Here is a 23,909-nt window from a genome sequence, read left to right on the forward strand (position 1 = left end):
ATGCCCCAGGGGGCATGGATTGAGTGGCGCGGCCTCGAAGCCAGCTAGCCCGACCCCAGTTTGCGCGCGCGGTCGCGCCAGGCCTCGGCGAGCACCGGCATATCCGCCAGGGCACGAACGGCGGCAGGATCAGCCTTGTGTCCGCCGCCGATGAGCAGACGGAAAAGGCGCGCGATCGGCCATTGCGGCAAGGAGCGGTCAAGCAGGTCCATACGGGTGCCCGCCTCCGCCTTCCCTTCACGGATGACGCGGAAATAAAGGCCGGACCGGGCGGTGCGGACGATGGTCGCCATCACGTCCCGCTGGCCGAAGCGATGATCGAGCTTCCAGCAGGGCTGTCGGCCGTGGCTGACCTCGACGATGGCGGTTCCAAGCGAGAAGCGGTCTCCAAGGCAGATGTCCTCTTCCGTCATGCCGCTGGACGCCACATTCTCACCAAAGCCGCCCGGCGCTTGCAGCAGCGGATGGTCGGGCTTGCGTTCGCGCCACCAGCCATAATGATCCTGCGGGTAGAGGTGGATAGCCTTGTCCCAGCCGCCATGATGGACCGGGTCTGCGACGGCGTCCCCTTCCAGACCCAGCCAGCCGACGCGGACGGCGCCCACGACCGGACGCTTGGCGATAGCGCTATGGTCGTCCCCCCGGAAAGGAAGCGGGGTGCCGGTCAGCAAGGCTTCAATCATCATATGGTCGGCCATCTCGCCCCTATGACACGGGCGTGGCCGATTGGCGATGGCCGAGCCGATTCAGGCCCGGCTGAGTTCGGAGGCGAGCTTGAGCACCTCACTGCCATTGTCGGTCTGCACCAGATAGGCCGGGTTGCTGCTGGACCCATTGCGGCGGATGAGCGCGCCTTCGATGGTCCGTTCGACATGGCCGTCGAAACGCGCCGCAACGCGACCCCGGCCCACGCCCTGTCCCCAATTCCATTTAACCCTCGCTCCTTTGCGAAAGCTTTCCGTCATCGGTATTTCTCCATCCGGCTCTCAATCCGGGCGCAACCACGCCGGCCGTTCATTCGCTGCTGCCACAAGCAAAAATCCCAGTGGGCGACCCGGTTCCCTTGGGTTTTGCCTTTGCCTGGGCTAAGGGCGGCGCATGGATGTCACGGGGCTTCGCGTCGCGCTCTTCAGCGGCAATTACAATTATGTGCGCGACGGTGCGAACCAGGCGCTCAACCGCTTCGTCGGCTATCTGCTGCGGCAGGGAGCCGCTGTGCGCGTCTATTCCGCCACGACAGCCACCCCGGCGTTCGAGCCGACCGGCGACCTGGTGAGCGCGCCATCCTTTTCCGTGCCGGGTCGCGCGGAATATCGCGTGCCCTATCGCATGTCGGGTCATGTCCGCCGGGATATCAAGGCGTTCCGCCCGAATCTGGTGCATGTGTCGAGCCCGGATCCGCTGGGCCATCGCGCCGTCAGCTGGGCGCGCAATCACCAGCTGCCCGCCGTGGCGTCGGTGCATACGAGGTTCGAGACCTATCCGCGCTATTATGGGCTCGCCTTTCTGGAACCGGTGATCGAATCGCTGCTCCGCCGATTCTATCGCCGCTGCGACGCCATCGTCGCGCCATCCGAATCCATGGCGCAGCTGCTGCGCGAACAGCGGATGAGCTATGATGTCGGCATCTGGACGCGCGGCATCGACCGGGAGATTTTCCATCCCGGCCGTCGTGACCCTGATTGGCGGCGCTCGGTCGGCATTGCCGATGACGAGCCGGTGATCGGCTTCATCGGTCGGCTGGTGATGGAAAAGGGGCTGGACGTCTTTTCCGACACGATCGACCAGCTGGCGCTGCGCCATGTGCGGCACAAGGTGCTGATCGTCGGCGAGGGTCCGGCACGGGAGTGGTTCCAGAATCGCCTGCCCGACGCGATCTTCACCGGGTTTCAGAAGGGCGCCGATCTGGGCCGCGCCGTCGCCAGCATGGACATGCTGTTCAATCCCTCGGTAACCGAAACCTTCGGCAATGTGACGCTGGAGGCGATGGCATGCGGCCTGCCCACGGTGGCCGCGCGTGCGACGGGCAGCGAAAGCCTGGTCAGGGACGGGGCGACCGGGCGGCTGATACGCCCCGGCGCGATCGGCGCCTTTGCCGATGCCCTCGCCCATTATTGCGCCGATGCCCAGGTGCGCGCGGATGCGGGTGCGGCCGCGATGGCCGATGCGGAACGCTATGGCTGGGACCAGGTGAACCAGGCGCTGGTCGATACCTATTTGCGTGTCGTGCGGCAGCGCGCCCACGGCACGCTGCCGCGATCCAGCCCGGTTCCCTGATCGTCCGCGCCTGCCTATATCTGGCCCATGGCTGATCTTTTCGCTTCCGATCGTCCCGATATGCCCGCCAGGGCGCCGCTTGCCGACCGACTGCGGCCGCAGAGCCTGGACGATGTGGTCGGACAGGGGCACCTGACCGGGCCGGACGGCGCGATCGGCCGCATGGTCGCGGCTGGGCGGCTGTCCTCCATGATCCTCTGGGGGCCGCCCGGGACCGGCAAGACAACCATCGCCAGGCTGCTGGCGGACGCCGTGGGCGTGCGATTCGAGCCGGTATCAGCCGTTTTTTCCGGCGTCGCGGACCTCAAGAAAGTCTTCGCCGCTGCCAGAGAACATGCCCGGCAGGGGGCCAAGACGCTGCTGTTCGTGGACGAGATCCATCGCTTCAACCGCGCCCAGCAGGACAGCTTCCTCCCCTTCGTCGAGGATGGGACCGTGACGCTGGTCGGCGCGACGACCGAAAATCCGAGCTTCGAACTCAATGCCGCGTTGCTGTCGCGCGCGCAGGTGCTGATCCTGCGCCGCCTTGACGCCGCAGCGCTCGATCATCTGCTCGACCGCGCGGAAGCGCTGATGGAGCGGCCACTTCCGCTGACAGCGCATGCGCGGGAAGCACTGGTTGCGAGCGCCGATGGCGACGGGCGCTTCCTGCTCAACCAGGTGGAAACACTCTTTTCGATCGACGTTCCCGAACCGCTTGATCCTGCTGGCCTGTCCGCCCTGCTCCACCGGCGCGTCGCGGTTTATGACAAGGACCGGGAGGGCCATTACAACCTCATTTCGGCTCTCCACAAATCGCTGCGCGGGTCTGATCCGCAGGCGGCGCTCTATTATCTCGCGCGGATGCTGACGGCCGGGGAAGAGCCGCTCTATCTCCTGCGGCGGCTGGTGCGTTTCGCGACCGAGGATATCGGCCTCGCCGATCCGCAGGCGGTGGTGCAGTGCCTGGCAGCCAAGGATGCCTATGACTTTCTGGGCAGCCCGGAAGGCGAGCTGGCGATCGTCCAGGCCTGCCTCTATTGCGCGACCGCACCCAAGTCGAACGCCGCCTATGCTGCGATGAAGGGGGCCTGGAAATCGGCGCGGGAGACCGGGTCGCTGATGCCGCCGGCCAATATCCTGAATGCCCCTACCCGGCTGATGAAGACCATCGGCTATGGCAAGGGCTATCAATATGATCATGATGCGGCGGATGGCTTTTCAGGCGACAATTACTGGCCGGAGGAAATGGCGCCGCAGACCTTCTACACGCCGACCGATCGGGGCTTCGAAGCACGGGTGGCCGAACGCATAGCTCATTGGAACAGACTGCGGGCGGAACGCCGGACATAGTCATGACGCCGCGCTTCAACCGTTACGCCGCGATCGACTGGTCGGGCGCGAAAGGAACACGCCACAAGGGCATCGCCATCGCGCTGTGCGAGCCGGGCGATGCTGCGCCGCGCCTCGTCCGTCCCCCTGGTGGAGGCTTCTGGTCGCGCGCGGCTGTCGCGCGGTGGCTGGTCGCTGCCGCCGCGGAGGCGCCAACGCTGTTCGGCTTCGATTTCAGCTTCGCGCCCCCCTTCGTGGCGCGGGGGGCGTATCTGCCGGGCGACGAGGCGCCCGCGAGCGGCCCGGACTTCTGGGCCTATGTGGATCGGATCTGCGAGGATCCTGACCTCGGCGCTGCCAGCCTGCTGGAACAGACCCACCGGCGGCACTTCTATTTCGGCAAGGCGGACGGCGAAAAGGCGGCCTTCATGCACCACCGCATGTGCGAGGCCCATTATAATGCCGGCGGCGGCGGCAAGCCGTCCACCGTCTATGACGCCATCGGCGCGGCGCAGGTGGCGAAGGCGAGCTTTGCCGGCATGCGCCTGCTCCACCATGTGCGAAAGGACGTGCCGGTCTGGCCGTTTGATCCGGCGCCGACGCGAGGATCGCTGGTCGTGGAGATTTACACAAGCATTGCCGCACGGGCCGCTGGCCGGCCCAAGGGGCGGACCAAGATGCGCGACATCGATGCGCTCAACGACGCGCTGTTCGCGCTCGGCTCCGCACCGCATCAGGGGCTGCCGCCCGATGATCATGGCGCGGACGCGATCGTTGCGGCGGCCTGGATGCGCAAGGCCGCGACGCGCCCAGGCCTCTGGAGGCCCCGCCCGCTCAATCCGCGGATAGCCGCAACGGAGGGCTGGACGTTCGGCGTCATCTGATAGTATGGCGCTTCGCGCGTCAGGAACGGGCCGGCTTAGCACAGTGGTAGTGCAGCGGTTTTGTAAACCGAAGGTCGGGGGTTCGAATCCCTCAGCCGGCACCAGTTCCCGACCGATCGTCGTTCGCGCGGTGCGGATTCAACCGACCCCAAAGCTCCAGAAGCAAAATGGGGGCCGGCATTACTGCCGGTCCCCACTTCCGTCGCGTCTCTCGATCCGCTTCCCTTTCAGGATGCGATCATCGGACCCGGCGCGCGATGCTGTTGCCTGGAAGGCTGTTGCATCGTGTGTGGTTCCGCTAGTCCAGCCGAACGGCTGTGTTCACGCAACCTGTCTTCATATTCCGATACCCGACGTTCACTTTCGCGCGTACCCGGCACCGTCTTCTGAAGACCATCCGGCTTTGTTCGATCCTTTCGGAACCAACATCACCTGACGCCCGAAAAAAACCTCAAAACCCTGATTTCCCAAGATTTTGTCGATCCGGATTTCTCCGCCTCGCTGTTCTTTCCGATAACTGGATGGTCTCACCAATCGCGAGTCGTTCAAAGCGGAATCTGACACCGCGATGAAGTGGTAAGACTAAATCTGTGGATAAGTGCGACTATTTTTTTGCCCCGACCGGCAGCAGGAAAACGTCCTCAGCGGCCCATATGCATGAAGTCGCGATCATAGCTGCGCATATGCGCGCCGCCGTCCACATAGAGGATCTGGCCAGTGACGGCGGTCGCCTGCACCAGGTAGAGCACGGCATCGGCGATCTGCTCGGCAGCCGGGAGCCGGCTGAGCGGCATCATCCCCTCCAGCCGGTCGATCTGCGCATGGTCATAGTCGGACGTCGCGATGGTAAGGCCCGGCGCGACAGCGTTGACCCGCACCTGAGGCGCCAGGCTGGACGCGGCAAGCCGGGTAAGACCGGCCAGCGCCGCCTTGGACAGCGTATAGGCCAGTTGATCCGCGTGCGGGTGATCGATCCGCTGGTCGAGGATATTGACGATGCAGCGGTCCACCGATCCTGCCGGAACCGTCGCAAAGGCTTTCGTCAGCAAGGCCGGAGCGGCGCAGTTGACGGCATAATGGCGCATCAGATCGTCGGCGAGTACCGTATCCAGCCGATCCTGACCAAAAATGGCGGCGCTGTTCACCAATATGTCGGGCGGACGTCCAAACCGCTCGGCCACCTTCGCAACGAGTTCCTCCGCACTTTCCGGATCTGAAAAATCAGCCGTGAAGCCGTCCCATTCGGTGCCACATTCCTCCAGCGTCAAGGCCAGGGGAGAATCGAGCCGGGTATCGTGGCTGCCATGAATGGCGAGCGAATAGCCCGCGCGCGCGAAGCCGGCGGCAATCACTCCGCCCAGCCGGCGATGACCACCCGTGATCAGCGCCAGCCGCTTCTGCGCGAGCGGCAGCGATCCGGACCCGTCGGCGCGGGTCCGGCCGCCACCCAGGGGCCGATAGGCGGGCGCTTCTTCTTCGCTCACGATCCGATGAGCTTCAGGACTTCCTCGCGACTCTTAACATCGTCGCGGAAGACGCCGAGCATGCGGCTGGTTTTCATGAGGACGTTGGGCGTGCGGACACCGCGCCCCGTCATGCACCCATGAGTGGCTTCGATGACGACGGCAACCCCTTGGGGCTTCAAATGCTCCCAGATGCAGTTCGCGACTTCCGATGTCAGTCGTTCCTGTACCTGTAGACGGTTCGCGAAGGCATGGAGAACGCGCGCCAGCTTCGAAATGCCGACAACATATTGATCTGGCAGGTAGGCAATATGAGCGCGGCCCACGATGGGCGCCATGTGATGTTCGCAATGCGACTGGAACGGAATGTCCTTCAGCAACACGACGTCGTCATAGCCGCCGACTTCATGGAAGATGCGGGAGAGATGATAGGCCGGGTCGTCACCATATCCCCGGCAATATTCCCGCCAGGCCCGCGCAACGCGCTGCGGCGTTTCCAGCAACCCTTCCCGGTCGGGATCATCACCCGACCAGCGGATCAGCGTGCGCACGGCCTCCGCGACTTCCGCCGGAACAGGTTCCTTCACCGCTTCGCCGACGGTTTCCGCGTCCGGATCATATTCCATCGAGCCTGCTACTCCTTTCCTCGTCGCGCGCATATGACTCCTAAGCGACCCGAGCGCCAGTCCTGTTTCCGCGTCTGGACACGGCATTTCGGCGGTGGCAGACCAACCAAAATTTAAAAAGGTCGCCCCTCCGCCATGCCCGTGCTGCCCTTTCTTTCCCGTCCTTTGCGGCGCTGACCTGTGCGTACCGATCAGATAGCCGCCGTTCTTCTGGCCGCCGGCACGTCTTCGCGTTTTGGTGAGGACGACAAGCTGATGGCTGAACTGGCCGGAAAGCCGGTCATTTCCCATGCCATGGAAACGGTCGCATCCATGCCCTTCGCTGAACTGGTGGCCGTTGCGCGTCCCGCAGTGGAGGCGCCGGTCATTCATCGCAGGCTGGAGCGACGCGGCTATACCATCCTGACGAACGACCGCCCGGAGGAAGGTATTTCCGGCAGCATTGTGCGTGCCGTCAGCCACCTGTTGCCGAACAGGAAATGCCGCGGCCTGCTGATTTGCCTGGCTGATATGCCCTATGTGCCGCAGTCGCACTATGTCAGGCTCTGCCTGGCGGCGCAGGATGTCAGATCGGTCGTCGCGAGCACTGACGGCTTCTCCTCCACCCCTCCCGCCTTTATCGGGCGCGGGCACTTCCCTGAACTTCTGGCATTGCGCGGGGATCAAGGCGCCCGCGCCCTCCTTAGCCGGGGCCTTCAGATCGAAACCATGGGCAGCTTTCTGAGAGACATCGACACGGTAGAGGATCTGGCCGGCGAATAGGCCGTTCGCTCAGTTCGACCGATTGGGATCCGTCATCGGATCAGCTATGGTCAGCGGATCCGGCCCACGGCCAAAGGGCAGCGATCCCGTCTGCCGCTCTATCATCCGGTGGACCACCGGCGGTTGCGGGCCGCTGTGCAGTTCGTGAATGGCTTCGCTATTGGCGGTGTCGGCCATCGTCCGGCGGCTGTTATGGCGAACATAGTCCAGCCAGGTCGATACATGATAGCGTTCGATCCAAAGTTCCGGATCACTCAAATCGCGGAGAAGCGACCAGCCATGTGCTCCGTCCCGCCGACGTATCCTGCGTCGCTCGCTCATCGCGGTCAGGAAAGGGACGACCGAACCGGCGGGAATGCGATATTCTATCGTCACCACCACTGGACCGCTGCGCGGTTCGATAGGAACCACGGTCTGGGGTTCCCGCCAACTGTTCAGAAGGTCGAGATTGTCGTCCCCGGTTTGGGGCAGCGGGCGCAGATAGCCGATCAGTGCCGCCGCAAGCTGAGCCCCGGCAGCAGCGTGGAGCGCCACAGTGATCCCATGATGTTCGGCCAGGGCGCCAAAAAGCCAGGCCCCCAGAGCCATTCCGCCGAACGCGGTCATCTGGTAGAGCGATACCGCACGTGCCACGACCCATCGCGGCGCTGACATCTGGACCGACACGTTGAATGTCGCAAGCGCCAGCACCCAGCCAGCGCCACAGAGCATATAGCCCAGAACGGCCATCGCCGCCCAGTTGCTCGATCCGGTAATGATCGTACCCAATGCGAGCGCCAGCGCTGCGGATCGGACGATGGTTTCGATGGAAAAGCGCTGGCGCAGGCGGCCAGTTGCCATGGCACCCAGCACAGCGCCAACGCCGAACGCGCCGCTGAGCAGCCCGAAGGTCAGGGCGCCGCCGCCCAGCACGTCGCGAGCCACCAGCGGCATCAACGCCGAGACCGCGCTCGCACCGATGCCGAATGCCGCGCCGCGCAGCAGCACAAGCTGTATCTTCGGCGACATGGCGACATAGCGCACACCTGCGCGCATCGCCTCAGCCAGCCGCTCGCGGGGAAGAAGTTGCGGCGCCAGTTCTGGCCGCCATCGGGCAAGAACGAAGGCTAAGCCGACATAGCTGAGCGCATTGGCGAGGAATGCCGTTGCCGCGCCACCCGCTGCGACAATGACGCCGCCCAGCGCCGGGCCGACGCTGCGGGCGAGGTTGAACCCCATGCTGTTGAGCGAGACCGCGCTGGGGAGAGCCGAGCGGGGCACCATGTCGCCCACCGCAGCCTGCCAGGCGGGCCCGTTTATGGCGGTCGCGCAGCCGATGAGGAAGGTGAAGGCCAGCAAGGACCAGGGTGTCAGCCAGCCATACCAGGCAAACAGGGCGAGAAGAGCCGAGACCAGCAGCATGAAGAGCTGGCAGGCCAGCATGACCCACTGCCGGTCCATATTGTCGGCTATCGCGCCGGCCCAAAGCGAAAGCAGCATGATCGGCAGCGTAGTCGAGGCCGGGACCAGCGCCACCATCTGGAGCGAACCGGAAAGCGACGTCATCATCCACGCCGCACCAACCGACTGGATCAGCCCGCCGAAATTGGAAGCAAGGCTGGCCATCCACACGGCGCGGAAGATCGGAATCTTCATGGGCGACGCCACGACAGGCGAAGCGGTCGACGGAAGGGAATCGGCTTCGGACACTGAAATCCATGAAGCTCAATTCGGGAACAGCGTCAAATGCACGGGGTTGACGACGGTTTCAGTACCGCCCACTTTGTTGCTTGCACTTTACGTAAACGTAAATACATTTAGCGGGCCGAGCAGCGGAGAGGATCAGCGGAATGGAAGCCTTCATTTACGACGCCGTCAGGACGCCGCGCGGCCGCGGCAAGCCGGACGGATCGCTGCACGAGATCACCCCTATCCAGCTTGTAACCCAGATGCTGCAGGCGGTGCGGGACCGTAACGCCATCGACACAGCCGACGTGGATGACGTCATCCTGGGCTGCGTCAGCCCGGTGGGCGAACAGGGTGCGGACATCGCGCGGGTCGCCGTTCTGAATGCCGATTATGCGCAGACCGTGCCGGGGGTGCAGGTCAACCGCTTCTGCGCGTCCGGCCTAGAGGCGGTGAACATGGCGGCGGCCAAGGTCTATTCGGGCGAAGCGGGGCTGGCCATCGGTGGCGGTGTCGAATCCATGAGCCGCGTGCCGATGGCGTCGGACGGCGGCGCCTGGGCGATGGATCCCTCCGTCGCCTACAAGACCTATTTCGCGCCCCAGGGCATTGGCGCCGATGTGATCGCCACCAAGTTCGGCATCAGCCGCGAGGACGCCGACGCCTATGCCGTCGAAAGCCAGCGCCGAGCCAAGGCCGCCTGGGACGAAGGACGCTTCGCCCGTTCGATCGTGCCGGTGAAGGATGTCATGGACGAGGTTGCGCTGGATCATGACGAGAATATGCGGCCGGACGCAACCATGCAGTCGCTCGCCAGCCTGAAGCCGAGCTTCGCGACGCTGGGCGAGGAGATGCCGGGCTTCGATACCATCGCGCTGCTGCGTTATCCGGAACTGGAGCGGGTCAACCATATCCACCATGCCGGCAACAGCAGCGGCATCGTCGATGGCGCGGCGGCCGTGCTGGTCGGCAACCGGGAGATGGGCGAGAAATATGGCCTCACTCCCCGAGCGCGGATCAGGGCGATGGCATCGATTGGGTCGGAGCCGCTGATCATGCTGACCGGGCCAGAATTCGTCGCCGGCAAGCTGCTCGACCGCGCCGGGATGACGAAAGCGGATATCGACCTTTGGGAACTGAACGAGGCTTTTGCGAGCGTCGTGCTGCGCTACATGCAGGCAATGGACCTGGACCATGGCCGCATCAACGTGAACGGCGGCGCGATCGCCATGGGCCATCCCCTTGGCGCGACCGGCGCGATGGTGCTGGGCACCGCGCTCGACGAACTGGAGCGGTCGGGCAAGGGTACGGCGCTGGTCAATCTCTGCGTGGGCGCGGGGATGGGAACCGGGATCATCATCGAACGGATTTGAACCCGGTCCCGTGCGGACAGACGGACAGCAAAGGTCACGACAATGCAGACCATCAATTTCGAGACTGACAGCGACGGCATCGCCACCCTGACGATCGACGTGCCGGGCCAGTCCATGAACGTCATCGGGCCCGAATTCCTCGCCGACCTGGACAGTGCTATCACCCGCATCGCCGGGCATGACGGCATCAAGGGCGCGGTGATCGCTTCCGGCAAGGACAGCGGCTTCATGGCGGGGATGGACCTGAAATTTTTCGGTTCCATGCTGGCGAGTGAAAGCGGCAAGCGGCCTGCCCCGGCGGCGATTTTCGACAAGCTGTTCCTGCTCAACCAGCTGTTCCGTCGGCTGGAGACATGCGGCAAGCCGGTCGCCTGCGCCATCGAGGGCACCTGTGTCGGCGGTGGGTTCGAACTGGCGCTGGCCTGTCATCGACGCATAGTCGGGGACAATCCGAAGACACAACTAGGCCTGCCGGAGATATTGATCGGTCTGTTCCCCGGCGGTGGCGGATCACAGCGGCTACCGCGCATCATGGGCGTCCAGGCGGCCTTGATGTACATGCTGCAGGGCAAGCTGTTTCGCCCGGCCGAAGCGGCGATGCTGAAGGTCGCCGATGAAGTGGTGCCGCAGGGCACCGCGCTGGCGAAAGCGAGGGAGTGGGTAAAGGCCAATCCGAGCGCCTGCGTGCAGCCGTGGGATCAGAAGGGCTTCAAATTCCCCGGCGGTGCGGGCGGGTTCAACCCCGGCTTTGTCCAGACCATGGCAGCCGCGCTGCCGATGACGCTCAAGCAGACACAGCGGAACATGAACGCCCCCATCGCGCTGCTGTCGGCCGTCTACGAGGGCGCGATACTGCCTTTCGACCGGGGGATCCGCGTGGAGAGCAAATATTTCGCGAAGGTGGCGGCCGATCCGCAGGCGGCAAACATGATCCGCGGCCTGTTCGTCAACAAAAACGCCGCCGAGCGCGGAGCCCGGCGGCCCAAGGACGAGCCCAGAGCGCCGACGAGAAAGCTCGCCGTGCTGGGCGCGGGAATGATGGGCGCGGGCATAGCCACGGTGGCGGCGCAGGCAGGCATGGCGGTGGCGCTGTTCGACCGCGACATAGCCTATGCCGAAAAGGGCAAGGCGCATGTGGAACAGCAGCTGAAGAAGCGCCTGGGAAAGGGCATGACGGCGGATAAGGTCGCGGAGACGCTGGCGCGGGTCACGCCGACGACGGACTATCTCGCGCTTGCCGGATCGGACTTCGTGATCGAGGCCGTGTTCGAGGATGTGGGCATCAAGGCCGAAGTGACGAAGAAGGTCGAGGAGGTGCTGGGCCCCGACGTGATCTTTGGCTCCAACACCTCGACGCTGCCGATAACGCGGCTCGCAACGGCATGGAGCAGGCCGGCCAATTTCATCGGCATCCACTTCTTTTCGCCGGTCGAGAAGATGCCGCTGGTCGAGATCATATTGGGCAGGGAAACCGGGCCTGCCGCCATTGCCAAGGCGCTGGATTTCGTCGGGCAGATCCGGAAAACGCCGATCGTCGTCAATGACTCGCCCGGTTTCTACACATCGCGCTGTTTTGCGACCTATGTACGCGAAGGCGTCGAGATGGTGGCCGAAGGGGTCAATCCGGCACTGATCGAAAATGCCGGGCGGCAGCTGGGCATGCCGGTGGGGCCGCTGGCCGTCGGCGACGAGGTGTCGATCGAGCTTGGCTACAAGATCATGCTGGCCGCCCGCAAGGAACTGGGCGACGCCTATGTCGCGCAGCCGTCGGACGCGGTGATGGCACGCATGGTCGAACTGGGGCGGCTGGGCCGCAAGAGCGCGAAGGGATGGTATGACTATCCCGAAGGCGGAAAGAAGCAGCTCTGGCCCGGCCTTGCCGAGATGTTCCCCCGCGCCGCCGTGCAACCTGATGTCGAGGATGTGAAGGAACGGCTGCTCTATCGCCAGTTGGTGGAATGCGCGCGCTGCTTCGAAGAGGGCGTGGTGGAGACGCCCGAGGATGGCGATGTCGGCGCGATCTTCGGCTGGGGCTTCGCGCCGTGGACGGGAGGCCCCTTCTCCCACATGGACACGGTGGGCATCGGCCATGTCGTGGCTGTGCTGGAGCGATTGACGGCGAAGCATGGCGATCGGTTCGAACCGACCGTGCAGCTACGGGACATGGCTGCAAGCGGGCTGACCTTCTACCACCCCCGTCCGGCGCGCGAGGCGGCATGAATGGGGTGGGAATCGCGGCAAAGCTGATCTAGTCCTGATGGCAGTAGCGTCCCACCTTCCTCGGACAATCCGGGAGCGTGAGGCAAATCTATCTGGAGATCCCGCCTATGAGCGACAAGCCGACGGTTCTGGTTACGGGGGGCGCCGGCTATATCGGCAGCCATGCGGTCCTGGCGCTGCGCGACGCAGGCTATGGCGTCGTGGTGATCGACAATCTGGTGACGGGTTTCCGGTGGGCCGTGCCCGCCGACGTTGCCTTTGTCGAAGGCGATATTGCCGACCAGCCGCTCGTGCAACGGACGTTGCGCGAGCATGACGTCAAGGCGGTCATGCATTTCGCCGGTTCGGTGGTGGTTCCGGAATCGGTCGAAAATCCGCTCAAATATTATCACAACAACAGCGCCAAGACGCGCGACCTGATCGAAAGCGTCGTGACCGTCGGCGTGCCGCACTTCATCTTTTCCTCGACCGCGGCAACCTATGGCATTCCGGAGGAAAGCCCGGTCCGGGAATCGACGCCGCAGCGGCCGATCAACCCCTATGGCATGTCGAAGCTGATGACCGAATATATGCTGCGCGACGTGAGCGCGGCCCACGCCATGAATTTCTGCGCCCTGCGCTATTTCAATGTCGCGGGCGCCGATCCCGAGGGGCGCACCGGCCAGTCGACGGCGGGGGCGACCCACCTCATCAAGGTCGCGGTCGAGGCGGCACTGGGCAAGCGCAGCCATGTCGCGGTGTTCGGGACGGACTTCGACACGCCCGACGGCACAGGGGTTCGCGACTATATCCATGTCAGCGATCTGGCGGCGGCGCATGTGTTGGCGCTCGAAGCCTTGATGGCGAACCCGAAAATGAATTTCCTGCTCAATTGCGGCTATGGGCGGGGCTTTTCCGTACTGGAGGTTCTGGACGCGGTCGACCGGATCACGAACATCAAGATCGACCGGCGAATGGAAGGGCGGCGCGCGGGGGACCCGGATGCGCTGATCTCCGACAACCGCGCCATCATGGCGGAATTTCCCTGGCAGCCGCGCTATGCCGACCTCGACCAGATCGTGACCCACGCGCTCGCATGGGAGCGCAAGCTGAGCGAAATCCGGCCGGAATGAGCCACGAATCGGTTCGCGCCTTCTTCGCTGCCCATGCGCCCGATGTGCCGATTATCGACCAGGGCGCGAGCACGGCCACGGTGGATGAAGCCGCGGCCGCGCTGGGGGTAGCCCCCGCCCGGATCGCCAAGACGCTGTCGCTTCGCATCGGCACGGAGGTGGCGCTGGTGGTCGCGCGGGGCGACGCACGGTTGAACAATGGCAAGGCGAAGGCGGCGCTGGGCGCCAAGCCCCGCATGCTCGGGGCGCATGAGGTGGAGGAAGTGACGGGTCACCCGGTCGGCGGCGTCTGCCCTTTCGGTCTGGCATCGCCCCTGCCCATCTATTGCGATGTCTCGCTGAAGGACTTTGACACGGTATTTCCGGCGGCGGGATCCCGCACGAGTTCGGTCGAACTGACGCCGGCGCGGCTAGCAGAACTGACCGCCGCCCGCTGGATCGACATCTGCACGCTTCCGCAAGAGGATTGAACGCCATGCCGACGGAACATCTCTTTATAGATGACACGCTGGCGGCGGCGGACATGGCGCGGCGCATAGCGGCCATCCTGGGAGAGGCGATCGAGCTACGCGGCGTAGGATCGATTGCGCTTTCGGGCGGACGGTCTCCCCGGCCGATGCTGAAGGCGCTTTCGCACGCCGCGCTCGACTGGAGCAAGGTGGTCGTCACCCTGGTCGACGAGCGCTGGGTCTCACCCGACCACGCCGACAGCAACGAACGGCTCGTGCGCGAGACGCTGCTGCAGGGGCCGGCTGCCGCCGCACGGTTCCTGGGCATGAAGAATGATGCAGCCGATGCCTGTGCCGGCCAGCCGGCCTGCGAAGCTGCCTATGCGACGCTGCCCTGGCCGTTGGACATAATCATACTGGGAATGGGCGAGGATGGACACACCGCATCGTTGTTTCCCGGCGCCGCGGAACTGGCCGAAGGGCTTTTTACAAAGGCCCTGACGATCGCGGTCACGCCGCCTGCAGCGCCGCACCAACGCCTGTCGCTCAGTGCGTCGGCGATCCTCAAAAGCCGGCACATCTTCCTGCAAATTGGCGGTGCCGCAAAGAAAGCGGTTTATGATCGGGCGCTGGAAGGCGGGCCGGTCGAAGAGCTACCGATCCGCCTGGCGCTGAGCCAGCATGGCGTGTCCGTCGAGGTCTGGATTTCGGAGTAGCTGTCAGCCGCGCGGCTTGTGCCTGGAAATCAGGTAGCGCCAGACGCCGAGCAGATTGATGAGGAGCAACGCCACATTCTGGAAGCCGATGCCCTCACCGTCCCCCGACAGGAACCCCCAGGCGATGAGCGCAACCGAGGACGTCACGAAGAGCACGAAGGCCCAGCCGGTTATGCGGCGACCCAGATTGAGGGAGACGACGAGAGCGGCGATTGTCGCGGCTCCGGCGCCATAATATTGGAGGGCATCCAGAATGGTTTCGTTCACGAATATGCCCAACGCAGCAATTGTGGCAAGGTTGCGGCCGGCGTAAGAGCAGGGCCATGATAGCCGAGATCGAACCGTTTCACGCCATCGCCATCAGCCGCGAAGCGCACAGGCTGGAGGCCGAGGGCCGATCCATCCTGCACATGGAGTTCGGCCAGCCTTCGACGGGCGCGCCCGTCGCCGCCATCGCCGAGGCGCATCACGTCCTCGACAGGGACCCGATGGGCTATTGGGAAAGCATGGCGCTCAAGGAGCGGATCGCCCTTCATTACCGGGAGCGCTACGGCGTCGAAGTTGATCCCGAACGTATATTGCTGACCTGCGGCGCTTCGCCGGGGCTGGTGCTGGGCCTGACATGCCTGTTCACGCCCGGCGCAAGGGTCACGACAGCGCGGCCAGGCTATGTCGCCTATCGTAATGTGCTGAAGGCGCTGTATCTAGAGCCGGTCGAAATCGGCTGCGGGCCGGCGGAACGCTACCAGATCAGCGCGGCGGCGCTCGCGGCGATCGATCCGGCGCCCGATGGGGCGATCATCGCCAGCCCGGCCAACCCTACAGGGACCATCATCCCGGCCGACGAGATGGCGCGAATAGCCAACATTTGCGCCGAACGCGGGATACGGATCGTATCGGACGAAATCTATCACGGCCTGAGTTTTGGCGAGCCGGCACGTTCCATGCTGGAGTTCGCGGCCGATGCCGTCATCGTGAACAGCTTTTCGAAATATTTCTCCATGGCAGGTTGGCGCCTGGGGTGGGTCGTGGTGCCTGCCGACCTGATCGACGCGGCGCGGGCGCGTATGGGCAATCTGTTCCTGACACCCCCCGCGCTGGCGCAGCATGCGGGACTCAAGGCGTTCGAAAGCATCGAAGAACTGGAGGGGCATGTCGCGACCTACAGACGGAATCGCGAACTGCTGCTGGCCGCCCTGCCCGCCCTGGGCCTGAAAGAGATCGCGCCACCCGATGGCGCCTTCTACATCTACGCCGATGTCGGGCATCTTACCGACGACAGCCTGTCCTTCTGCCGGAAATTGCTGCGCGAGACCGGGGTAGCCACGGCACCAGGAATTGATTTCGATCCGATCGACGGACACCGCCACATCCGCTTCAGTTTCGCCGTGTCGACCGACCGGGTCGAAGATGCGATTGCGCGAATGGTCCCGTGGTTCGCTGATCAAGCGACAGCGGCATGAGCGCAGCTGTCTGATCCATTTCGGAGTGAACCATTCCATTTCAGTGGATCGCGCCGAATTTTCCGTTAGGCGCGGTCCTGCGACCCGAAGGCTTCCAATGACCGAAGCCTGCTGACCCGGCGGCTTCGGCTGCCGGGTCCTTTCCAGCGGCAACACCATCATGTTCAGGGCTGAACGCCAGCCAGGCCGAACGAATTGAGGAAGCCAGACTGATACTATGAGTGGTGCGGGCGGTCGGAATCGAACCGACACTCCTTTCGGAACCGGATTTTGAGTCCGGCGCGTCTACCAGTTTCACCACGCCCGCATGCATGGTTGCCCGCGCCAAATGGCAAAATAGGGGCGCAGCGTCCAGCCAAAAATCAGCATCGCCGGTCGCGCTTGCCCTGTGTTCCGGTTGCGGTGCAGCGACAGGACCGATAGCTTGCCAATCCGTAACGAAACCGGAACGCCATCGGGCCGGTTTCGCGCCGACCTGACAATGCCACCGGAAAGGGTTCTCTTTGGCCGAACCATCTGCAACATTCCTTCTCTTCGGGGCCACGGGCGATCTGGCACACCGCATGATCTTCCCCTCGCTCTACAATCTGCTGGCCGATGGCCTGCTGCCCGACGATTTCATGATTGTCGCGTCGGGACGGACGCAGATGACCGACGAGGCATTCCGGGCGGACATCGAGAAGGCGTTGCAGAAATATATCGGCGCTGACCGCTATGAGGCAGCGGTGGCGGACCGGCTGCGCGCCATGATCGGCTATGAGCCGGTGGAAGCTGGCAACTCGGCGCAGTTCGGGAAACTGGCGAAGAGGCTGGATGGGCGCACCGAGCGCGGCCTGTCCATCTATCTGTCCACTCCTCCTTCCCTGTTCGCGCCGACCGCTCAAGGGCTTGCCGAGGCAGGCCTCATCACGCCAACCGCGCGGATCGCCATGGAAAAGCCGATTGGCAAGGACCTGGCATCTTCCAGGCAGGTCAACGACGGCATCGGCGCCCTTTTCGACGAGAGCCAGATTTTCCGCGTGGACCATTATCTGGGCAAGGAAACCGTCCAGAACCTGCTGGCACTGCGATTCGGCAACGTCATGTTCGAACCGTTGTGGAATGCGACAGCGATCGACCATGTGCAGATAACCGTCGGCGAGACGGTCGGGCTGGAAGGTCGCGTATCCTATTATGACGGCGTCGGCGCGCTGCGCGATATGGTGCAGAACCATGTCCTCCAGATCCTGTCGATCATCGCGATGGAGCCTCCGGCCCGGATGGACCCGACCTTCGTGCGCGACGAGAAGGTGAAGGTGCTGCGTTCGCTGCGGCCGATGACCGCCGAGGCAGTGAAGACCCATAGCGTGCGCGGCCAATATACGCCCGGGGCTGTGGGCGGCCAGATCGTCGCCGGTTATGCCGACGAACTGGGCAAAGCTTCCGACACCGAGACGTTCGTGGCGCTCAAGGCCCATATCGACAATTGGCGCTGGCAGGGCGTTCCCTTTTACCTGCGTACGGGCAAGCGGATGCCCACACGCCAGTCGGAGATCCAGATCCAGTTCAAGCCGGTGCGCCATTCCATCTTCGGGCGAAATGGCGGTTCGGGGCTGGACCCCAATACGATGATCATCCGCCTGCAGCCCGAAGAATATATCCGCCTGCTGATAATGAGCAAAAGACCGGGGCTCGAACGTGAAACGCACCTGGAGGAAGTGACGCTGGACGTGTCGCTGACGGCGGCTTTCGCCGGACAGCGCCGCCGCATCGCCTATGAAAGACTGATCCTGGATCTGCTGGCCGGCGACCAGACTCTGTTCGTGCGGCGAGACGAGGTGGAAGCGCAGTGGACCTGGATCGATTCGATCATCGATGGTTGGAAGGAGGCGGGTGTTAAGCCTTCCCCCTACGCATCAGGGAACTGGGGGCCCTCTTCGGCCATTGCCCTGATCGAACGGGATGGAGCGAGTTGGCATGACTGATCTGCATCCGGTGATCGCCAAGGTCACCGACCGTATCGTGAAGCGGAGCGCGGCTTCGCGCCGCAAATATCTGGACCTGATCGAGCGGGGCCGGGACGCGGGCACCAACCGTATGCAGCTGAGCTGCGGCAACCTGGCCCATGGTTTTGCCGCGAGCGGCGAGGATAAGCCGGTGATCCGCGCCGGCGCCGCGATGAACATCGGCATCGTCACCGCCTATAACGACATGCTGTCGGCCCATCAGCCCTATGGCCGCTACCCCGAGCAGATCAAGATCGCGGCGCGCGAGGTAGGCTGCACCGCGCAGGTGGCGGGCGGCGTCCCCGCGATGTGCGATGGCGTGACCCAGGGTCAGGCGGGCATGGACCTGTCCCTCTTTTCCCGCGACACCATCGCGCTAGGGACCGCCGTGGCGCTGAGCCACGCCATGTTTGAAGGCGCGCTGCTGCTGGGCATCTGCGACAAGATCGTGCCGGGACTGCTGATCGGCGCGCTGCGCTTTGGTCATCTGCCGACCATCCTGGTGCCCGGCGGGCCGATGCCTTCGGGCCTTGCCAACAAGGAAAAGGTCCGCATCCGCCAGCTTTATGCCGAGGGCAAGGTCGGCAGGGAGGAACTGCTGGAATCGGAAAGCGCCAGCTATCATGGCGCGGGCACCTGCACCTTCTATGGCACGGCCAATTCGAACCAGATGATGATGGAGGTGATGGGCCTGCACATGCCCGCCGCCGCCTTCGTCCATCCGGGCACGAAGCTACGGCAGGAACTGACGCGGGCGGCGGTCCACCAGCTGTCGCGCATCGGCTGGGATGGCGACGACTATCGGCCGCTGGGCCATTGCGTCGATGAAAAGGCGATCGTCAACGCGATCATCGGCCTGATGGCGACCGGCGGTTCCACAAACCATGCCATCCACCTACCCGCCATCGCGCGAGCGGCTGGCATATCCATCGATTGGACCGACTTTGCGGAAATTTCCGACGTGGTGCCGTTGCTGGCGCGGGTCTATCCGAACGGTGCGGGTGATGTGAACAATTTCCATGCGGCAGGTGGCATCGGCTTCGTGATCCGCGAACTGCTCGACAATGGTCTGCTGCATGGCGACATCCTGACGGTCGCGCGGCAGGGGCTGACCGGTTACGGCACGGAGCCGGTGCTGGAGCATGAGGCGCTGGCCTGGAAGGACGTTCCCGCCTCGCGCGACGAATCGATCCTGCGGCCCGTGGGACAAGCCTTCAGCGCCGACGGCGGCATGAAGTTGCTGGCCGGCAATCTGGGCCGATGCGTCATGAAGGTGAGCGCAGTGGAGCCCGATCGCTGGACGATCGAGGCGCCGGCCGCGATTTTCCACGACCAGGACGATGTGCTGCGCGCCTTCAAGGCGGGCGAACTGGAGCGCGACGTGGTCGTTGTCGTGCGGTTCCAGGGGCCGCGCGCGAACGGGATGCCCGAACTGCACAAGCTGACGCCCGCGCTGGGCGTGCTGCAGGATCGGGGCTTCCGCGTCGCTTTGGTGACAGATGGGCGCATGTCCGGCGCGTCCGGCAAGGTCCCGGCGGCGATCCATCTGTCGCCCGAAGCACTGGGCGGCGGACCGATCGGCAAGCTGCGGGACGGCGACATGGTTCGCATCTGTGCCGAGAGCGGGCAGATCGAAGCGCTGGTCGATGGGGCGGAATGGAACGCGCGGGCGCATCCGGCACCGCCGCCTGCCCCCTATGATACCGGCCGCGAGTTGTTCGCCCTGTTCCGCCATAATAGCGATCTTGCCGAACAAGGGGCGTCGCCCATCCTCGCTGCGATGGAAAGCGAAATCTAGAAGCACAGCCTTGGAGAGGGCCTCCATGACCGACATTATCGCAGCCGACATCGGCGGCACCAATGCCCGCTTCACCCGCGCGACGCTGGACACGCACGGCATTCCGACACTCGGCACAGTGCGCAAATACAAGGTGGCCGACTATCCGAGCCTCCAAGCCTGCTGGGCGGCATTCGCCAAGGATGAAGGCGGCACCCTGCCCCAAGCCGCCTCGATCGCCTTTGCCGCGGCCATTGGCCGGGAGGTCATCAAGCTGACCAACAGCAGCTGGGTGATCCGACCCGATACGCTGGACGAAGAACTGGGACTCGCTCAGCTGCGACTGGTCAATGATTTCGAGGCGGTGGGCCATGCCGTGGCCCGCCTTCCCCGGGAAAATCTGCCCCTGCTGTTCGGCGAGGACAAGCCGTTCCCGCGTGACGGCGGGGTCACCATCCTTGGTCCGGGCACGGGCCTGGGTGTCGCGATGATCGCCTTTGACGATGGCGAGCCGCACGTCATCGCGACCGAAGGCGGACATCTGGACTTCGCCCCGCTCGACCCCCTCGAGGAAAAGATCCTCGCCTATCTGCGCGACAAGTTCCTGCGCGTGTCCACCGAGCGGGTCGTGTCCGGACCGGGGCTCAACAATATCTACAAGGCGATGGCCACCATCGGTCATGATCGCGTCACGCTGATGGAAGATGCCGAACTGTGGCAGGCGGCGATCGAGGGCACGGACGGCTTCGCGCGCGCGGCGCTGGAGCGGTTTTGCCTGTCCTATGGTTCGGTCGCGGGTGACCTGGCACTGGCCCAGGGGCCGCATGCGGTGGTGCTGGCGGGAGGACTGACGCAGCGTATGCGCGATTTCCTGCCACAGTCCGGCTTCCATCGGCGCTTCACCGCCAAGGGACGGTATGAAAGTCTGATGGCGACGATTCCCATCCGCATCGCCGTGCATGACGAGATCGGCCTCTACGGCGCCGCCGCCGCTTTCCGGGAGAAGAAATAATGTCGTTGAACGTCGAACAGGTCATGGATCTGGCGCCGGTCATCCCCGTGCTGGTCGTCGACCGGGTGGAAGACGCGCTGCCGATCGCGCTCGCGTTGGTCAAGGGCGGACTTCCGGCGCTCGAAGTCACGCTGCGCACGGCTGCCGCGCTGGACGTGATCCGGGAGATGAGCAAGGTCGAAGGCGCGGTGGTCGGCGCCGGGACCGTGCTCAATCCCGCCCAACTCGACGCCGCGATGGAAGCGGGCGCGCGCTTCATCGTCAGCCCCGGACTGACCGAGCCGCTGGGCAGAGCGGCGATCGCTGCGAACGTGGCCTTCCTGCCCGGAACCGCGACCGCGGGCGACATCATGCGCGGCATGGACATGGGCCTTGGCCACTTCAAATTCTTTCCGGCTGAAACATCGGGCGGACTCCCTGCGCTCAGGGCTCTCGCCGCGCCGCTGCACATGGCGCGCTTCTGCCCGACGGGAGGGATCACGGCGGAAAGCGCGCCCACATGGCTCGCCGAACCGTTCGTCAAATGCGTCGGCGGCAGCTGGGTCGTGCCAAAGGGACCGATCGACCCCGCCAAGATCGAAGCGCTGGCACGCCAGGCTGCGGCCCTCACCCGGTGACGCGGGTGCGCTGACGCCATTGCGCGTTGCGTCGCGGCATCCTAGATGCTCTCTATGATGTTGCGCCGCCTGCTGCCTTCCCTTGCCCTGTTCCTCTCCGGCTGCGCGGGGACACTGACCGGCTATCCCTCGCTCGCCAAACGGCCGATCGAGAATGCGCCCATGGGCGGGCAGCCAGCAGCACCTGTCCCGGTGGAAAGCGATCCGGCACTGCAGGCGAACCTCAACACGCTTGTCGCCCAGGCGCAAGCGGGCAGCGCGGCGTTCGACAAGGCTTGGCCCGCCGCGGATCGCGCGAGCCGTGCGGCCGAGGGATCGGCGGTGTCAAGCGAGGCCTGGGTGACTGCGCAACAGGCAGTGAGCGCGCTGGAAAGCGCGCGCAACGACAGTGTGTCGGCGCTCGCGAGCCTGGACGTGCTCTATGTCGAGCGGAACAAGGCGATCGCTGAGGATCAGGCGAGAGGTGGCGCGGAACAGATCGATGCCGCGCGGGCTGGCGTACTGGCGACGGTGGATTCGCAAAACGACCGGATCGACGCACTCAAGGGCCGGCTTGCCACGCCCTGAAGGCGGCCGATGATCCGGCAGCTATTCCGCTGCCCTGACGGCGCCCTTATGCGCCTTGGCGGTATGGACATAGTGGTCGACGCCCTCGCGCATGTCGATCAGCGCCTCGTCACTGAGGTCGCGGACATACTTGGCCGGGCGGCCGGTCCACAGCTGGCGATGAAGTACCGTCTTGCCCGGCGAAAGCAGAGCGCCGGCCGCGAGCATGGCGTCACTTTCCACCGTGCAACCGCTCATGACAATGGCACCCAGGCCGACAAAGGCGCGGTCTTTCAGAACGCACCCATGAATCATCGCCATATGGCCGATCAGCACATCTTCGCCGATGATCGCGGGCCAGCCATCGAGTGGCCGGCCGTCCGCCCGATCGCCCGCACTGTCGCAATGGATGACGGTGCCATCCTGGACGTTGGTGCGGGCGCCGATGCGGATGCGGTTGACGTCGGCGCGGATCACGCAATTATACCAGATGCTGGCGTCCGGTCCGATTTCCACGTCGCCGATGATGCGGCAACCCGGCGCGATGAAGGCGCTCGGATGGATGACCGGGTTCTTGCCATTGAAGGGCAGGATGGTGGCGCCGGGATGGTCGCCATGGGCGGAATGGGGGTGATCGGACATGGCGTCAGGCTCCCAGCAGTCGGGCGGCGTGGAGGGCATGATAGGTGAGGACGCCGGAACAGCCCGCGCGCTTGAAGGCCATCAGCGTTTCCAGCACCAAGGCGTCCCTGTCCCCTGCCCCGACCGCGGCGGCAGCTTCGATCATCGCATATTCACCCGACACCTGATAGGCAAAGACCGGCACGTCGAACGCATCTTTCACCCGCGCGACAATGTCGAGATAGGCAAGCCCCGGCTTCACCATCACGCTGTCGGCCCCTTCCGCAAGATCGAGCGCGACCTCGCGGAGCGCTTCCTGTCCATTGGCGGGGTCCATCTGGTAGCCTTTCTTGTCGCCCTTCAACAGGCCGCGCGATCCCACCGCGTCGCGGAAGGGTCCGTAAAAGGCGCTCGCATATTTGGCGGCATAGGCCATGATCTGCACATTGGCATGGCCTTCCTCCTCCAGCGCCTCGCGGATCGCGCCGACCCGGCCGTCCATCATGTCGCTGGGCGCGATGATGTCCGCGCCGGCCGCGGCCTGGTTCAGCGACTGCCCGATCAGCACCTCGATCGTTGCATCGTTGAGGACATAGCCTGCCAGGTCCAGCAGCCCGTCCTGCCCGTGCGCGGTATAGGGGTCCAGCGCGACATCGGTAAGGACGCCGATATCGGGCACCGCGTCCTTGATGGCGCGAATGGCCCTGCACATGAGATTGTCGGCATTGAGCGCCTCCGCCCCATCGTCGCTGCGCCGATCCGCCTGGGTGTTAGGGAAGAGCGCGATGCAGGGAATGCCGGCGTCGCGCGCATCCTTCGCGCGGGCGACAATGCCATCGACTGACCACCGGGACACGCCTGGCAGCGACGGGATGGGTTCTTCCACACCCTGCCCCTCGGTCACGAACAACGGCCAGAGGAAGTCGCTTGGGTGGAGGCGGTTTTCGGCGTGCATCGCGCGGCTCCAGGCGGCAGCGCGGGTGCGGCGCAGGCGAAGCGCCGGATAGGGGGCATAGCTCATGGACGGGGT

The 23,909-nt window shown here is 64.5% G+C and carries 23 protein-coding genes and 2 tRNA genes; 16 read left to right on the forward strand and 9 right to left on the reverse strand.

Annotated elements, in window-relative coordinates:
- Positions 1–44 precede the first annotated feature (44 nt).
- Complete coding sequence (locus AAC640_RS04900) at positions 45–698, reverse strand: MOSC domain-containing protein (protein ID WP_340264991.1); 654 nt, start codon at positions 696–698, stop codon at positions 45–47.
- A 48-nt stretch (positions 699–746) separates the two neighbouring features.
- Positions 747–965 (reverse strand): hypervirulence associated TUDOR domain-containing protein, encoded by a 219-nt coding sequence (locus AAC640_RS04905; protein ID WP_340264992.1) that lies wholly within the window; start codon positions 963–965, stop codon positions 747–749.
- Positions 966–1,098: 133 nt separating this feature from the next.
- On the opposite strand from AAC640_RS04905, the gene AAC640_RS04910 reads away from it, so the two are divergent.
- From AAC640_RS04910 to AAC640_RS04925, 4 genes are all read left to right on the forward strand, one after another.
- Entirely contained in the window at positions 1,099–2,277 is a 1,179-nt protein-coding gene (locus AAC640_RS04910; protein WP_340264993.1) for a glycosyltransferase family 4 protein, read from the forward strand.
- Positions 2,278–2,304: 27 nt separating this feature from the next.
- Positions 2,305–3,609 (forward strand): replication-associated recombination protein A, encoded by a 1,305-nt coding sequence (locus AAC640_RS04915; protein WP_340264994.1) that lies wholly within the window; start codon positions 2,305–2,307, stop codon positions 3,607–3,609.
- Positions 3,610–3,611: 2 nt separating this feature from the next.
- Positions 3,612–4,472: a hypothetical protein gene (locus tag AAC640_RS04920; protein WP_340264995.1), complete on the forward strand. Its 861-nt coding sequence runs from the start codon at positions 3,612–3,614 to the stop codon at positions 4,470–4,472.
- Positions 4,473–4,501: 29 nt separating this feature from the next.
- Positions 4,502–4,576 (forward strand) — tRNA-Thr (locus tag AAC640_RS04925).
- Between the two features lie 537 nt (positions 4,577–5,113).
- Here AAC640_RS04925 and AAC640_RS04930 read toward each other — a convergent pair.
- Both AAC640_RS04930 and folE read right to left on the reverse strand, forming a co-directional pair.
- Entirely contained in the window at positions 5,114–5,956 is an 843-nt protein-coding gene (locus tag AAC640_RS04930) for an SDR family oxidoreductase (protein ID WP_340264996.1), read from the reverse strand.
- Entirely contained in the window at positions 5,953–6,561 is a 609-nt protein-coding gene (folE, locus tag AAC640_RS04935; RefSeq protein WP_340264997.1) for a GTP cyclohydrolase I FolE, read from the reverse strand. The genes AAC640_RS04930 and folE overlap by 4 nt, the downstream gene beginning before the upstream one ends.
- Positions 6,562–6,741: 180 nt before the next feature.
- Here folE and AAC640_RS04940 point away from each other — a divergent pair, with 180 nt between their 5' ends.
- Complete coding sequence (locus AAC640_RS04940; RefSeq protein WP_340264998.1) at positions 6,742–7,323, forward strand: nucleotidyltransferase family protein; 582 nt, start codon at positions 6,742–6,744, stop codon at positions 7,321–7,323.
- A gap of 9 nt (positions 7,324–7,332) precedes the next feature.
- Here AAC640_RS04940 and AAC640_RS04945 read toward each other — a convergent pair whose 3' ends face one another.
- Positions 7,333–8,958, reverse strand: a complete 1,626-nt coding sequence (locus AAC640_RS04945; RefSeq protein ID WP_340264999.1) for an MFS transporter — start codon at positions 8,956–8,958, stop codon at positions 7,333–7,335.
- Between the two features lie 194 nt (positions 8,959–9,152).
- On the opposite strand from AAC640_RS04945, the gene AAC640_RS04950 reads away from it, so the two are divergent.
- The 5 genes from AAC640_RS04950 to pgl all read left to right on the forward strand — a co-directional run bounded on the left by AAC640_RS04950 (position 9,153) and on the right by pgl (position 14,858).
- Positions 9,153–10,361 carry an acetyl-CoA C-acetyltransferase gene (locus tag AAC640_RS04950; protein WP_340265000.1) on the forward strand — a complete coding sequence of 403 codons (1,209 nt, stop codon included), beginning with the start codon at positions 9,153–9,155 and terminating at the stop codon, positions 10,359–10,361.
- 42 nt (positions 10,362–10,403) lie between these two features.
- Entirely contained in the window at positions 10,404–12,581 is a 2,178-nt protein-coding gene (locus AAC640_RS04955; RefSeq protein ID WP_340265001.1) for a 3-hydroxyacyl-CoA dehydrogenase NAD-binding domain-containing protein, read from the forward strand.
- A 107-nt stretch (positions 12,582–12,688) separates the two neighbouring features.
- The gene (galE, locus tag AAC640_RS04960) at positions 12,689–13,693 is read left to right on the forward strand and encodes a UDP-glucose 4-epimerase GalE (RefSeq protein ID WP_340265002.1); all 1,005 of its coding nucleotides are present in this window, start codon (positions 12,689–12,691) and stop codon (positions 13,691–13,693) included.
- Entirely contained in the window at positions 13,690–14,163 is a 474-nt protein-coding gene (locus AAC640_RS04965) for a YbaK/EbsC family protein (protein ID WP_340265003.1), read from the forward strand. Before galE ends, AAC640_RS04965 begins: the two co-directional genes overlap by 4 nt.
- Before the next feature lie 5 nt (positions 14,164–14,168).
- A complete protein-coding gene (pgl, locus tag AAC640_RS04970; protein ID WP_340265004.1) occupies positions 14,169–14,858 on the forward strand; it encodes a 6-phosphogluconolactonase in 690 nt (229 codons plus the stop codon).
- Between the two features lie 3 nt (positions 14,859–14,861).
- Here pgl and AAC640_RS04975 read toward each other — a convergent pair whose 3' ends face one another.
- Positions 14,862–15,125, reverse strand: coding sequence for a hypothetical protein (locus tag AAC640_RS04975; RefSeq protein WP_340265005.1), 264 nt, complete (start codon positions 15,123–15,125; stop codon positions 14,862–14,864).
- A gap of 56 nt (positions 15,126–15,181) precedes the next feature.
- Here AAC640_RS04975 and AAC640_RS04980 point away from each other — a divergent pair, with 56 nt between their 5' ends.
- Positions 15,182–16,321, forward strand: coding sequence for an aminotransferase class I/II-fold pyridoxal phosphate-dependent enzyme (locus AAC640_RS04980; protein ID WP_340265006.1), 1,140 nt, complete (start codon positions 15,182–15,184; stop codon positions 16,319–16,321).
- 222 nt (positions 16,322–16,543) lie between these two features.
- On the opposite strand, the gene AAC640_RS04985 is transcribed toward AAC640_RS04980, so the two are convergent.
- Positions 16,544–16,628, reverse strand: a tRNA-Leu gene (locus AAC640_RS04985).
- Between the two features lie 196 nt (positions 16,629–16,824).
- Between AAC640_RS04985 and zwf the strand changes: the two genes are divergently transcribed.
- The 5 genes from zwf to AAC640_RS05010 are packed head-to-tail and all read left to right on the forward strand — an operon-like array spanning position 16,825 to position 22,279.
- Positions 16,825–18,285, forward strand: coding sequence for a glucose-6-phosphate dehydrogenase (gene zwf / locus AAC640_RS04990; protein ID WP_340265007.1), 1,461 nt, complete (start codon positions 16,825–16,827; stop codon positions 18,283–18,285).
- Positions 18,278–20,104 (forward strand): phosphogluconate dehydratase, encoded by a 1,827-nt coding sequence (edd, locus tag AAC640_RS04995; RefSeq protein WP_340265008.1) that lies wholly within the window; start codon positions 18,278–18,280, stop codon positions 20,102–20,104. Before zwf ends, edd begins: the two co-directional genes overlap by 8 nt.
- The gene (gene glk, locus AAC640_RS05000) at positions 20,004–21,095 is read left to right on the forward strand and encodes a glucokinase (RefSeq protein ID WP_340265009.1); all 1,092 of its coding nucleotides are present in this window, start codon (positions 20,004–20,006) and stop codon (positions 21,093–21,095) included. The genes edd and glk overlap by 101 nt, the downstream gene beginning before the upstream one ends.
- Complete coding sequence (eda, locus tag AAC640_RS05005; protein WP_340265010.1) at positions 21,095–21,712, forward strand: bifunctional 4-hydroxy-2-oxoglutarate aldolase/2-dehydro-3-deoxy-phosphogluconate aldolase; 618 nt, start codon at positions 21,095–21,097, stop codon at positions 21,710–21,712. The genes glk and eda overlap by 1 nt, the downstream gene beginning before the upstream one ends.
- A gap of 54 nt (positions 21,713–21,766) precedes the next feature.
- Positions 21,767–22,279: a hypothetical protein gene (locus AAC640_RS05010; RefSeq protein ID WP_340265011.1), complete on the forward strand. Its 513-nt coding sequence runs from the start codon at positions 21,767–21,769 to the stop codon at positions 22,277–22,279.
- 21 nt (positions 22,280–22,300) lie between these two features.
- On the opposite strand, the gene AAC640_RS05015 is transcribed toward AAC640_RS05010, so the two are convergent.
- Both AAC640_RS05015 and hemB read right to left on the reverse strand, forming a co-directional pair.
- The gene (locus AAC640_RS05015) at positions 22,301–22,900 is read right to left on the reverse strand and encodes a gamma carbonic anhydrase family protein (RefSeq protein WP_340265012.1); all 600 of its coding nucleotides are present in this window, start codon (positions 22,898–22,900) and stop codon (positions 22,301–22,303) included.
- A 4-nt stretch (positions 22,901–22,904) separates the two neighbouring features.
- Entirely contained in the window at positions 22,905–23,900 is a 996-nt protein-coding gene (gene hemB, locus AAC640_RS05020) for a porphobilinogen synthase (RefSeq protein ID WP_340265013.1), read from the reverse strand.
- Positions 23,901–23,909 lie beyond the last annotated feature (9 nt).

Origin of the sequence: Sphingobium mellinum, from assembly GCF_037860795.1 — a bacterium.
GTDB classification, from domain to species: domain Bacteria; phylum Pseudomonadota; class Alphaproteobacteria; order Sphingomonadales; family Sphingomonadaceae; genus Sphingobium; species Sphingobium mellinum.

Bases quoted from the DNA above. Each gene is read 5' to 3' on its own strand.
- AAC640_RS04950 (WP_340265000.1), top strand. From the start codon at position 9,153: ATGGAAGCCTTCATTTACGACGCCGTCAGGACGCCGCGCGGCCGCGGC.
- AAC640_RS04920 (WP_340264995.1), top strand. From the start codon at position 3,612: ATGACGCCGCGCTTCAACCGTTACGCCGCGATCGACTGGTCGGGCGCG.
- hemB (WP_340265013.1), bottom strand. From the start codon at position 23,900: ATGAGCTATGCCCCCTATCCGGCGCTTCGCCTGCGCCGCACCCGCGCT.
- glk (WP_340265009.1), top strand. From the start codon at position 20,004: ATGATACCGGCCGCGAGTTGTTCGCCCTGTTCCGCCATAATAGCGATC.
- AAC640_RS04915 (WP_340264994.1), top strand. From the start codon at position 2,305: ATGGCTGATCTTTTCGCTTCCGATCGTCCCGATATGCCCGCCAGGGCG.
- folE (WP_340264997.1), bottom strand. From the start codon at position 6,561: ATGGAATATGATCCGGACGCGGAAACCGTCGGCGAAGCGGTGAAGGAA.
- AAC640_RS04900 (WP_340264991.1), bottom strand. From the start codon at position 698: ATGGCCGACCATATGATGATTGAAGCCTTGCTGACCGGCACCCCGCTT.
- pgl (WP_340265004.1), top strand. From the start codon at position 14,169: ATGCCGACGGAACATCTCTTTATAGATGACACGCTGGCGGCGGCGGAC.
- AAC640_RS04980 (WP_340265006.1), top strand. From the start codon at position 15,182: ATGATAGCCGAGATCGAACCGTTTCACGCCATCGCCATCAGCCGCGAA.
- edd (WP_340265008.1), top strand. From the start codon at position 18,278: ATGACTGATCTGCATCCGGTGATCGCCAAGGTCACCGACCGTATCGTG.
- galE (WP_340265002.1), top strand. From the start codon at position 12,689: ATGAGCGACAAGCCGACGGTTCTGGTTACGGGGGGCGCCGGCTATATC.
- AAC640_RS04905 (WP_340264992.1), bottom strand. From the start codon at position 965: ATGACGGAAAGCTTTCGCAAAGGAGCGAGGGTTAAATGGAATTGGGGA.
- eda (WP_340265010.1), top strand. From the start codon at position 21,095: ATGTCGTTGAACGTCGAACAGGTCATGGATCTGGCGCCGGTCATCCCC.
- AAC640_RS04910 (WP_340264993.1), top strand. From the start codon at position 1,099: ATGGATGTCACGGGGCTTCGCGTCGCGCTCTTCAGCGGCAATTACAAT.
- AAC640_RS04965 (WP_340265003.1), top strand. From the start codon at position 13,690: ATGAGCCACGAATCGGTTCGCGCCTTCTTCGCTGCCCATGCGCCCGAT.
- AAC640_RS04945 (WP_340264999.1), bottom strand. From the start codon at position 8,958: ATGAAGATTCCGATCTTCCGCGCCGTGTGGATGGCCAGCCTTGCTTCC.
- AAC640_RS05010 (WP_340265011.1), top strand. From the start codon at position 21,767: ATGATGTTGCGCCGCCTGCTGCCTTCCCTTGCCCTGTTCCTCTCCGGC.
- AAC640_RS04955 (WP_340265001.1), top strand. From the start codon at position 10,404: ATGCAGACCATCAATTTCGAGACTGACAGCGACGGCATCGCCACCCTG.
- AAC640_RS05015 (WP_340265012.1), bottom strand. From the start codon at position 22,900: ATGTCCGATCACCCCCATTCCGCCCATGGCGACCATCCCGGCGCCACC.